Raw genomic sequence first — 11,292 nt, 5'->3', positions numbered from 1 at the left:
GCCCGGAGGTCTAGATGAATAGCATGGACATGCAGGAAGAAATCAGGGAGCTGAATCTCGCCTACCTGATGCTGGCCCAGCAGATGGTTCGCGAGGATCGCGAAGAAGCCATGTTCCGCCTCGGTATCTCGGCCGAAGTGGCCGAGTTGATCGAAGGTCTCTCCACCTCCCAGATCGCGCGCATGGCCGGTACCCAGATGGTCCTGTGCCGTTTCCGCTTCGACGATACCGCCTTGCTCGACATGCTCACAGGCAAGGGCCGTGACGCGTCGACCTCGGCGCTCCATGCCGCCATTCTTGCTGCCGGACAGCCGGTCGAAAGACTGGCCTGATCACGCGGAGTCGAACCCATGCGTAATAAAAGCGTCCTGGCCGAAGCCGAAGACATCCAGCGTGCGGTGGACATGATCCGCCTCGGTGCACGCATGCAGATGCTCGAATCGGAAACCAAACTCTCCCGCGAACGCCTGCTCAAGCTGTACAAGGAAGTTCGTGGTGTTTCGCCCCCCAAGGGCATGCTGCCGTTCTCGACCGACTGGTTCATGACCTGGCAGCCGAATGTTCACTCGTCCCTGTTCATGTCCTACTTCAGATTCATGAAGGACACGGCAGGGCTCCCCGACCTGGATGCGATTCTCAAGGCCTACCGCCTGTACATGAATCAGATCGAGGCCGAGGGACTGGAAGATGTGCTCAGCCTCACCCGTGCGTGGACGCTGGTGCGCTTCTTCGATGCCGACTTGCTGCAAGAGGCCACCTGCACGTGCTGCGGTGGTAAATACGTCGCGCATGCGTATGACCCGACGCATGAATACGTATGTGGTCTTTGCAACATGCCTTCGCGGGCCGGAAAGGGTCGCCGCTCCAAGAAGGCAACTGCAGCTGATCGTAGTACTGCCATGGTCTGACCTCCTCCTTGCTCAGCAAGGGGTTCCATACCGCCGGTTCCACCGGCGGTTTTTTTTTGCCCGCCAGTATCCGGGCATACGCATCGGGACCGTGCGCACCATGCTGGATGCCCCGTTGGGCGGGGGCTTCTCCCTGTTCGGGCGCTCAAGTTTTGCGTGGCAGTGTCGATAGCAGGAGGGAAGGCGGGGCCGTGCCAGCAGGTGCGCCCCGGAGAGGGTCTACCGACCGCCTGATCGATCAGAAGAACAAGGGTTGTGGCGATGTTTCTCATCATCGGATACGTGATCGTACTTGCAGCTTCGCTGGGCACCTACGCGGTGCACGGCTCCCTGGCCGCCCTGTGGGTGCCGACCGAATACGTCGCCATTGTCGGGCTGATGATCGGGGGGTTCGTGGCGGGCAACGGCATCAAGGCGATCAAGGGGACGGTCGCGGCACTCCCCGGCGTCCTCAAGGGCTCGCCCTATAACAAGCAGTACTACATGGACGCTCTGGCGCTCATGTACGAGATTCTCTCGAAGGTACGAAAGGAAGGCCTGATGTCCATCGAAGCGGACATCGAAAACGCGGAAGCCAGCGCCATCTTTTCCAAGTACCCCAACTTCCTGCATGACCACCATGCCTGTGAATTCCTCACGGACTACCTGCGGATGATGGTGGGCGGCAACCTCAATGCCTTCGAGATTGAAAACCTCATGGACATGGAGATCGAGACCCACCATGTGGAGGCTCACGGCCCGGCACATGTGGTCTCGAAGGTCGCGGACTCCGTTCCTGCCTTCGGTATCGTGGTGGCGGTGATGGGCGTGGTGAACGTGATGGGTTCGGTGGGCCAGCCGCCGGCCGTGCTCGGCAAGATGATCGGTGGTGCGCTGGTCGGTACCTTCCTCGGTATTCTCGTCTCCTACGGTTTCGTCGCGCCGATCGCCGGCCAGATGGAACAGAAGGTGGAGGAGAGCGGCAAGATCTACGAGGTCATGAAAGTGGTTCTGCTGGCCAGCATGAACGGCTACGCGCCGCAGGTGGCCATCGAATTCGGCCGCAAGGTGCTGTTCTCCGGTGATCGTCCGACCTTCCTCGAGCTGGAGGAAGACGTCAAGAGTCGCAAGGGTTGATGCGCGAGGCTGACGGGACGTAACCATGAGTGACGATACCCAACAACCCATTGTCGTCAAGAAGATCAAGAAGGGCGGCGGTGGCGCTCACGGGGGGGCGTGGAAGATCGCCTACGCCGACTTCGTGACCGCCATGATGGCCTTCTTCCTGCTCATGTGGCTGCTCGGCTCGACGGCCCAGGGCGATATGGAAGGCATCGCCGAGTTTTTCCAGAATCCCCTCAAGGTTTCAATGGAAGGCGGCTCCGGCTCGGGTGACAGTTCCAGCATCATCAAGGGGGGCGGGGAAGACCTCACCCGCTCGGTGGGGCAGGTCAAGCGCGGCGATGTCGAGGGGCGCAAGAGCATCAACCTGGATGCGGCGCGCGATCCGGCGGATCAGTCCAAGTCGACCGACGCCGTGGTGGTGGAATCCAATGGCGAGTTCGAGCAGCGCGAGCGCGCCCAACTGATCGACCTGAAAGGTCAGATCGAAGCGCTGATCGAAGCCAGTTCCACCTTGCGATCCATGCGCGAGCAGTTGCTCATGGACATGACCACCGAAGGGCTTCGCATCCAGATCGTGGATGAAAAGAACCGGCCCATGTTTGCCTCGGCCAGTGCGCGTCTGCAGCCCTACACCAAGGAGTTGCTGCAGTCGATCGGTCGGGCGCTCAACAGCGTTGATAACCGGATCAGTCTCTCGGGCCATACTGACGCGAGCCAGTACGCGGGCGGCGATCGGGGCTTCTCCAACTGGGAGCTGTCTGCCGATCGTGCGAATGCCTCGCGGCGGGAAATGGTGGCCGGCGGGCTCGACGATGGCAAGGTGATTCGTGTGGTCGGTCTGGCCGACATGATTCCGCTCAAACCCGACGATCCGCTTGATCCGACCAATCGTCGCATCAGCATCATCGTGCTCAACAAACGCACGGAGGAAGGCCTGATCGGGGCCCCACGAAACGTTCAGGTCGGTCAGCAACAGCCGATCAGCGCCACTCAGATTCGCGATGGCCTGCGACCGTCGATCGCGCCCTCACTGGCGCCTGCTGCCGAGCCTGTTCTGCCGATGCCGCCAGAGCGCTCCCGTGGTACGGGTGAACCGCTCAAACCCCGCATCGTGATGCCTTCGCAAAGGTAATTCCGTAAGGGTAGTGCTGCCGAACTTCCTTACGTTCTTTGTCGCTCTAAAGTCAAGGTCGTAATTGACGTTATATCGCCCAGAAGTATCAATCGGAATCACACAAGAGAACTTCGTTCAATGTTCAATACACCCGTCAAAAAGCTCATTGGTGGTGCCTTCTGGACCGCAATCGTGGGCGGCGCCATGTCTGTGGCGCCAGGGCTGAGTGGGCAGGTGTTTCTTGCTGCCGGGGCCACCGCGCTGGGATGGGCTGTCGTGCTCTGGTTCGGCAACAAGACCGAGAGCGCGCCCGCATCCGAAGCAATTCGCGTCACGCCCGTGCATCAGAGCGAGTTCGACAACGCGTTTGGCGAGTGTGTGCGCGAATTCAATACCCAGTTCGAATTCATCGAGGGAGAGTCGAATCGTGCCCTCTCGGTGCTCTCGGACGCCATCGAGGAGCTGCTGGGCAGCTTCAACGGAATGAACAGCTCGACCGGCCGGCAGCGGGAAATCGCCATGTCGATCATGTCCAAAGGCGACGGCAACGGGGTGGATTTCGACGAATTCGTGACGGCGACCTCCGCCACCATGCAGAAAATCGTCGATAGCGTCATCGGCAACAGCAAGCTGGGCATGGAGCTGGTGGAGCTGACCGACGACATCGCCCGTCGCGCCTATGAAGTCGAAGGCATCCTCGACGAGATCGGCAGTATCGCCAAGCAGACCAACCTGCTGGCTCTGAACGCGGCCATCGAGGCAGCGCGGGCGGGTGAGGCCGGACGCGGGTTTGCCGTGGTGGCCGATGAAGTGCGCGATCTGTCCATGCGCACCACCCAGTTCAGCGAACAGATTTCCAAGACCATGGGCACCATGCTGGTGGCGGTGAAGGACACCGAATCGGCCATCGAGCGCATGGCCTCCCAGGACATGAACTTTGCCCTGGAATCGAAGCATCAGGTCGAAACCGTGCTGGGCTCGATCGAAAAACTCAATACCGACCGTGCGAACGCCATTGGCGAGCTGTCTTCCCAGGCCAACATCGTTGATCGGGAAGTGGGGCGCGCGGTGACGGCGCTGCAGTTCCAGGATCTCGTTTCCCAGTTGATCGGCCACACCGGGCAGCGCATCACGCGCATGCGCGAAGCCGTCAAGGACGTTGGCGAGATCGCGCGAGAAGCCTCGCGACCGCACAACGATCACACCCTCGAAAACCTGACCGAGCGCCTGAGCCAGGTGGCCCACAAGCTCGACGAACTCGCTGCATTCGGCGAAACCAACCCGGTCAAGCAGGCCGATAGCGTCGATAGCGGCGATATCGAATTGTTCTGAGACACGCAAACCAAACAAGGAAGACCAACATGGGCAAGACCGTTCTCGCAGTTGATGACTCTGCCTCCATCCGCCAGATGGTGTCATTCACCCTCAAGAGCGCCGGTTACGACGTGATTGAAGCGGCCGATGGCCAGGAAGGCCTCGACAAGGCCAAGGGCCGCGCCTTCAACCTCGTGCTGACGGACCAGAACATGCCGCGCATGGACGGGCTGACGCTCATCAAGTCCCTGCGCGGCATGCCCAGCTATCGCAGCGTGCCCATCCTCATGCTCACCACCGAGTCGTCCGATGCCATGAAGTCCCAGGGGCGCACCGCCGGTGCCACCGGCTGGCTGGTCAAGCCGTTTGATCCGAACAAATTGATCGAAGTGGTCAAGAAGGTGATCGGCTAAGCCGCTAAGCATTCATATCAATAAGTACGACGGCGCCCAGGAGTCAGGCATGACGATCGACATGAGCCAGTTTTACCAGGTCTTTTTCGAAGAGACGGACGAGCATCTTGCGGACATGGAGTCCCTGCTCGTGGCGGTCGACATCGATGCGCCTGACCCCGAAGACCTCAACGCCATTTTCCGTGCAGCGCACTCCATCAAGGGCTCGAGCGGCACCTTCGGGTTCCATGACATGACGGAAGTGACGCACGTCATGGAAACGATGCTGGACAAGGTCCGCAAGAACGAGATGGCACTGACCTCCGACATGGTCGATGCCTGCCTGTCGGCCGGTGACGTGTTGCGCAACCTGCTGGGTGCCCACAGGGGTGAGGACGAAGCCGATCGAGAAGCTGCGGCACAGGTTTCCGCCCGCCTCGAAGCCTTGTGCGAAGGTGAGGAAGCGCTTGCGCTCAGTCCGGTCGCTGCAGTGCCTGTGACATCGGCGCCCGTCGCGACGGTCGCCACACCGGTGCTCGAGATCAGCTTTGTGCTCGATGGTGGGGCTCAGAAGGATCGCTCGATCATCGACGCGATGATGGATGAACTGCGTGGCAAGGGCCGTCTTGACGTGACCGAACCGGCCAATGTCGGCGATCGCTGGCATTTGCGCCTGGCCACCGAGGCCGATCCTGCTGACGTGGCCGGCATCATCGGCTTCGTGGCGGTGACCGATTCCATGGAAGTCGATCTGGCCGAAGAGATCCTTCCGGTCGATTCGGCAGCGCCAGCGGCATCCGCCGACGACGCCTATGGCTTCTTTGGCGATGAGGCCCCGGCCGCCGACGCCGCGGTTGCCGAAACCGATGAAGGCTTCGGTTTCTTTGCCGACGACGACAAGCCTGCGCCGACAGAAGCAGTCGCTCCTGCTGTCGAGGAGGAAGGCTTCGGTCTGTTCGAGGTGCCTCAAGCGCAGGATGCAAGTGCCGAAGCGCCGCAGGCCCCCGAAGTGCAAGCCGACGCCAAAGACGGTTCTTTCGGCTTCTTCCAGCCCGTTGCGGTGCCTGCTGCCCAGTCCGAGCCCGTGTCATTGACCGCGGTCAGTGAGCCCGAGGGCGTCGAAGCCGCCGCAGTGGCCAAACCCAAACTGGCGGCCAAGTCGACCGATGCCGCGCCGGCCCGTGCCGGTGGCAAGGGTGGTGGCGACAGCTCCATCCGCGTCAGCGTCGAGAAGGTCGATCAGATGATCAACCTGGTGGGCGAGCTGGTGATCACTCAGGCCATGCTGCAGCAGTCGGCCAGCGATATCGATCCGGTGGTGTTCGAACGCCTCATGGCGGGCCTGGGCCAGCTTGAGCGCAACACCCGCGATCTTCAGGAATCGGTCATGTCCATCCGCATGATGCCGATCTCCGTGGTCTTCTCCCGCTTCCCGCGCGTGGTGCGCGACGTTTCCCGCAAGCTCAACAAGCAGGTCGAGCTGAAGGTCAGCGGCGAGAGCACCGAACTGGACAAGGGCCTGATCGAGCGCATCACCGATCCGCTGACCCACCTGATCCGCAACAGTCTCGATCACGGTATCGAGAGCCCGGAGCGTCGTCGCGAGGCGGGCAAGTCGGAGCAGGGCACGATCACGCTCAATGCCTCTCATCAGAGCGGCTACATCATTATCGAGGTGGGCGACGATGGCGCCGGCCTCAACCGCGACAAGATCCTGTCCAAGGCCAAGGAGCGCGGTCTGCCGGTCTCCGACGCCATGAGCGACAACGAGGTCTGGCAGCTGATCTTCGAACCGGGCTTCTCCACCGCCGACAAGGTGACCGACGTGTCTGGTCGCGGTGTGGGCATGGACGTGGTCAAGCGGAACATTGCCGAGATGGGTGGCAGTGTCGAGATCGAATCGATGACCGGTATCGGCACGCGCATGACCGTGCGCCTGCCGCTGACCCTGGCGATCCTCGATGGCATGTCGGTGGAGGTCGGGGGTGAAACCTACGTGCTGCCGCTGAACTACATCGTCGAATCCCTGCAGCCTGAAACGGCTCAGATCCGGACGCTCTCAGGCATGGGGCATGTCATTCAGGTGCGCGGCGAGTACCTGCCGGTGATTCGCATGCATGAAGTGTTCGGTTGTACCGAAGCCCAGACCGATCTGATGAAGGGTTTGATGATCGTGGTCGAGGCCAGTGGCCACAAGGCGGCCCTGTTCGTCGATTCGCTGCTCGGTCAGCACCAGGTAGTCATCAAGAGCCTGGACGCCAACTTCCGCCGTGTTCAGGGCATCTCGGGTGCCACCATCATGGGTGACGGCACGGTGGCGCTGATCATCGACGTTGGCGGCGTGATCGCCCTGGCCCAGGAGCCGGTCAGTCTCGCGGCTTGAAACGAAAAAAATGTTAAATAAGCTAAAGATGTTGATTTGCTGCCGATAAAGATAGCGCAGCGAGCAACAAACGGAAGGACAAAAGGAGCGTGACCATGTTGCAACAATTGAACGCGTCGAATTCAGTCGCGCGGGTCGAAGGCGCGGAGGAAAGCGTCGGTGCGCAGGAATTCCTGACCTTCACCCTCGGTGAAGAGGAATACGCCATCGATATCCTGCGTGTGCAGGAAATCCGGGGATACGACGCGGTCACGCGAATCGCGAATACCCCCCCGTACATCAAGGGTGTGATCAATCTGCGCGGCACCATCGTGCCGATCGTCGATCTGCGCATCAAGTTCAAGCTCGAGGAAGTCACCTACAGTGAATTCACCGTGGTGATCATCCTCAGTGTGGGTGAGCGTGTCATCGGCATCGTGGTCGACAGCGTCTCGGACGTGATCATGCTCGATTCCGAGCAGATCAAGCCGGCACCGCAGTTCAGCTCGGCCATGGAGAGCGATCACATCAAGGGCATCGGCACCGCAGACGAACGCATGCTGATCCTGATCGACATCGAGCGCCTGTTGCTCAGCCCGCAGATGGGCCTGACCGACGCACCGATTCAGTAGTCCCGGCGTCAATAAACCGAGTATCTCAACATCATTGACCCTGGGCAAACGTCCTGCCAGGGAGACAGAACAAGGAGTTCAAAATGAGCGATAGCGAAAACAAGGCATCGGATTCGGTGGCAGTGGCCAAAAACAAGTCGACGTCGGCGGAGCTTGAATATCTCAAGTCGCTGACCGAGGCGATCAGCCGCTCTCAGGCCATGATCGAGTTCGAGCCCAACGGCACCATCATCACGGCCAACGACAACTTCCTGAATGCCCTCGGGTATCGCCTTGACGAAATCAAGGGCCAGCATCACCGGATGTTTGTCGATCCGGTCGAGGCCAGTTCGCCGGACTATGTCGCGTTTTGGGCCAAACTGGCTCGCGGCGAATTCGATGCCCGCCAGTACAAGCGGATCGGCAAGGGCGGCAAGGAGATCTGGATCCAGGCCAGCTACAACCCCATCTTCGACCATGACGGCAAGGTTGTTCGCGTGGTCAAGTGGGCCACGGACATTTCGGAGCAGAAGCTCAAGTTCGCTGATTTCGAAGGCCAACTCGCGGCCATCAGCAAGGCACAGGCCGTCATCGAATTCGAACTTGACGGCACCATTCGCTACGCCAACGACAATTTCCTGAATGCCGTCGGCTACACCCTGGATGAAGTGCGCGGCAAGCACCACAGCATCTTTGTCGATCCCGATCACCGCAAGAGCGCCGAGTACCGCGCGTTCTGGGAAAAGCTGGGGCGCGGCGAATACGATGCCGGGCAATACATGCGTGTGACCAAGACGGGTGAAGAGATCTGGATTCAGGCCAGCTACAACCCGATCATGGACATGAACGGCAAGCCCTTCAAGGTGGTGAAATATGCTACCGACGTGACCGCCCAGGTGCGTGCCGCCCGGGCCATGGAAGAAGCGGTTGCCCAGACGGGCGTCGTGGTCGCGGCTGCCCAGGAAGGCGACCTGACCCAACGCGTGCCGCTCGACGGCAAGGATGGCTCTATCGAGGCCCTGTGCGCCGGCGTCAATTCACTGGTCGACATCATGGTCGACGTGGTGGGCCGTGTGAAGGAAGCCACTGGCGCCATCAGCACCGCCTCGCAGGAGATCGCCCAGGGTAACGCCGATTTGTCCGGCCGCACCGAGAACCAGGCGTCCAGCCTGGAAGAGACCGCCTCTTCGATGGAAGAGCTGACCTCAACCGTGCGTCAGAACACCGAGAACGCCAAGCAGGCCAACGAACTGGCGGCCGGTGCTTCCGATGTGGCGACCAAGGGTGGCGACGTGGTGAGCCAGGTGGTCGACACCATGAGCAAGATCTCCGAGTCGTCCAAGAAGATTGCCGACATCATCGGTGTCATCGACGGCATCGCTTTCCAGACCAACATCCTGGCGCTGAACGCTGCGGTGGAAGCCGCGCGTGCCGGCGAGCAGGGTCGCGGTTTCGCGGTGGTGGCCTCCGAAGTGCGCAACCTCGCGCAGCGCAGTGCCTCGGCCGCCAAGGAAATCAAGGAACTGATCTCCGACTCTGTCGATAAGGTCAACTCCGGGTCCGAACTGGTCAACAAGGCTGGTGACACCATGGATCAGGTGGTGTCCTCGGTGCGCAAGGTCACCGAGATCATGGCCGAGATCGCCAACGCTTCGGTCGAGCAGTCCAGCGGTATCGAACAGGTCAATATCGCCATCACTCAGATGGACGAAGTGACCCAGCAGAACGCCGCGCTGGTCGAGGAGGCTGCCGCTGCCGCCGAATCCCTCCAGGATCAGGCCAGCACCCTGGCACAGACGGTGGCCATGTTCCGCCTGGGCGGTGACGAGGACGACGCGGGTGGTTTCGCAGCGCCGGCCGCACGCGCCTCAGCCAAGGTGTCCCGCCTGCCGGCCCGCACGGCCCGTCAGGAGCGCGGTGCGCCGGTGCCCAAGGTCAAGCGTGCCGCGAGCAGCTCGTCTGACGAGTGGGAAGAGTTCTAAGCATGACAAGCACGGTGCGTGACAGGAGAGCTGACAACATGGATGTGAGTCGCGTGCCTTCGGGCCCCGCCATCAATGACCGGGAGTTTCACTTTACCGCCGACGACTTCGAGAAGGTCCGCCAGCTGATCTACAAGCATGCAGGCATCTCGCTGTCGCCGGCCAAGAAAGACATGGTCTATAGCCGACTGGCTCGCCGCCTGCGGGCGGTCGGCGAAAAGACCTTCTCCGGCTACCTGAAGCTGCTCGACAACGATCATGCTGAATGGGAAACCTTCACCAATTCGCTGACGACCAACCTCACGTCGTTCTTCCGCGAGCCGCATCATTTCGAGATCCTGGCCGAGAAACTCAAGGCGGCCAAGGTCAATCGACCGATCAAGATCTGGTGCACGGCGGCCTCCACCGGGGAGGAGCCGTACTCGCTGGCGATCACGGCATGCGAAGCCTTCAATAGCCTGACGCCGCCGGTGCAGATCCTGGCCAGCGACATTGATACCAATGTGCTGGCCCAGGCTGAAGCCGGTGTGTTTCGTGAAGACCGTGTCGAGCGCCTGTCGCCCGAGCGGGTACGCAAGTACTTCCTCAAGGGCACGGGCGCCCAGGCGGGCCAGGTCCGCATCCGGCCCGAGCTGCAGGAACTGCTGCGCTTCCGCCGGATCAACCTGCTCGATGCCCGATACCCCATCCAGGGGCCTCTGGACTACATTTTCTGCCGCAACGTCATGATCTACTTCGACAAGCCGACGCAGTATCAGATCCTCAAGCGTTTCGCACCTTTGCTGCGCAAAGAGGGCTTGATGTTCGCCGGTCATTCGGAGAGTTTCCTGCATGCGGCAGACGTGTTCCGCTCGTTGGGACGTACCGTGTATGAGCTCTCCGATGCCCGTTAGTCACGATCCAGCCTACGCCGAGCATCTGGCGACCAATCGCTACTTCGATCGCACATTCGATAGCGACGCGGTCAAGGTGTTGCCGGGTGAGTATTTCGTCTCCGAAACCGACATGGTGCTGGTGACGGTGCTGGGCTCATGCGTCTCCGCCTGTATCCGCGATCGAAAGCTGGGCGTCGGTGGCATGAATCATTTCATGCTCCCCGACACCGGTACCAAGGACGACACTTTCTCGCCATCGGCCCGTTATGGTGCTTATGCCATGGAAGTGCTGATCAACCACCTGCTCAAGAGCGGGGCACGGCGCGAGCGTCTGGAGGCGAAAATCTTCGGCGGCGGCCGCGTGATGGCCTCGCTGGCCGGCAGTGATGTCGGCAAGCGCAATGTGGCGTTCGTGAGGGAGTATCTCCAGAACGAGCGCATTCCGGTGGTGGCAGAGGACCTGCTCGATGTGTATCCGCGCAAGGTCTACTATTTCCCCAAAGACGGGCGCGTCATGCTCAAGAAGATGATGCATACCCGCAACAACACCGTGATCGAGCGCGAGCGCGAATACGCGGATCGCCTCACGGCTGAGCCGGTCTCCGGTGATATCGAACTCTTCGGCTGAGG

General features: G+C 60.9%; 11 protein-coding genes. All 11 read left to right on the top strand.

Annotated features, from left to right (window positions below; translation table 11 throughout):
* Positions 1–14: 14 nt before the first annotated feature.
* The 11 genes from flhD to cheD all read left to right on the top strand — a co-directional run bounded on the left by flhD (position 15) and on the right by cheD (position 11,290).
* Positions 15–332 carry a flagellar transcriptional regulator FlhD gene (gene flhD, locus J0W34_RS12990; RefSeq protein ID WP_227814096.1) on the top strand — a complete coding sequence of 106 codons (318 nt, stop codon included), beginning with the start codon at positions 15–17 and terminating at the stop codon, positions 330–332.
* A gap of 18 nt (positions 333–350) precedes the next feature.
* A complete protein-coding gene (gene flhC, locus J0W34_RS12985) occupies positions 351–908 on the top strand; it encodes a flagellar transcriptional regulator FlhC (RefSeq protein ID WP_227814097.1) in 558 nt (185 codons plus the stop codon).
* A 261-nt stretch (positions 909–1,169) separates the two neighbouring features.
* On the top strand, positions 1,170–2,024 hold the full coding sequence (gene motA, locus J0W34_RS12980; RefSeq protein WP_230969060.1) for a flagellar motor stator protein MotA: 855 nt from the start codon (positions 1,170–1,172) through the stop codon (positions 2,022–2,024).
* Between the two features lie 25 nt (positions 2,025–2,049).
* Complete coding sequence (motB, locus tag J0W34_RS12975; protein WP_230969059.1) at positions 2,050–3,144, top strand: flagellar motor protein MotB; 1,095 nt, start codon at positions 2,050–2,052, stop codon at positions 3,142–3,144.
* 120 nt (positions 3,145–3,264) lie between these two features.
* Positions 3,265–4,458 carry a methyl-accepting chemotaxis protein gene (locus tag J0W34_RS22285; RefSeq protein WP_331001520.1) on the top strand — a complete coding sequence of 398 codons (1,194 nt, stop codon included), beginning with the start codon at positions 3,265–3,267 and terminating at the stop codon, positions 4,456–4,458.
* Positions 4,459–4,487: 29 nt separating this feature from the next.
* Complete coding sequence (locus J0W34_RS12965; protein ID WP_227814100.1) at positions 4,488–4,853, top strand: response regulator; 366 nt, start codon at positions 4,488–4,490, stop codon at positions 4,851–4,853.
* A gap of 49 nt (positions 4,854–4,902) precedes the next feature.
* Positions 4,903–7,215 (top strand): chemotaxis protein CheW, encoded by a 2,313-nt coding sequence (locus J0W34_RS12960; protein ID WP_230969058.1) that lies wholly within the window; start codon positions 4,903–4,905, stop codon positions 7,213–7,215.
* A gap of 95 nt (positions 7,216–7,310) precedes the next feature.
* Positions 7,311–7,826 (top strand): chemotaxis protein CheW, encoded by a 516-nt coding sequence (locus J0W34_RS12955; RefSeq protein WP_227814102.1) that lies wholly within the window; start codon positions 7,311–7,313, stop codon positions 7,824–7,826.
* A gap of 83 nt (positions 7,827–7,909) precedes the next feature.
* Positions 7,910–9,787, top strand: a complete 1,878-nt coding sequence (locus J0W34_RS22280) for a methyl-accepting chemotaxis protein (protein WP_331001519.1) — start codon at positions 7,910–7,912, stop codon at positions 9,785–9,787.
* 38 nt (positions 9,788–9,825) lie between these two features.
* Positions 9,826–10,680, top strand: coding sequence for a CheR family methyltransferase (locus tag J0W34_RS12940; RefSeq protein WP_230969057.1), 855 nt, complete (start codon positions 9,826–9,828; stop codon positions 10,678–10,680).
* The gene (gene cheD, locus J0W34_RS12935; protein ID WP_227814104.1) at positions 10,670–11,290 is read left to right on the top strand and encodes a chemoreceptor glutamine deamidase CheD; all 621 of its coding nucleotides are present in this window, start codon (positions 10,670–10,672) and stop codon (positions 11,288–11,290) included. The genes J0W34_RS12940 and cheD overlap by 11 nt, the downstream gene beginning before the upstream one ends.
* Positions 11,291–11,292 lie beyond the last annotated feature (2 nt).

The sequence above is a fragment of the Nitrogeniibacter aestuarii genome, assembly GCF_017309585.1.
In the GTDB taxonomy this organism is placed as follows: domain Bacteria; phylum Pseudomonadota; class Gammaproteobacteria; order Burkholderiales; family Rhodocyclaceae; genus Nitrogeniibacter; species Nitrogeniibacter aestuarii.
This window is presented reverse-complemented; position numbering and strand designations above follow the sequence as displayed.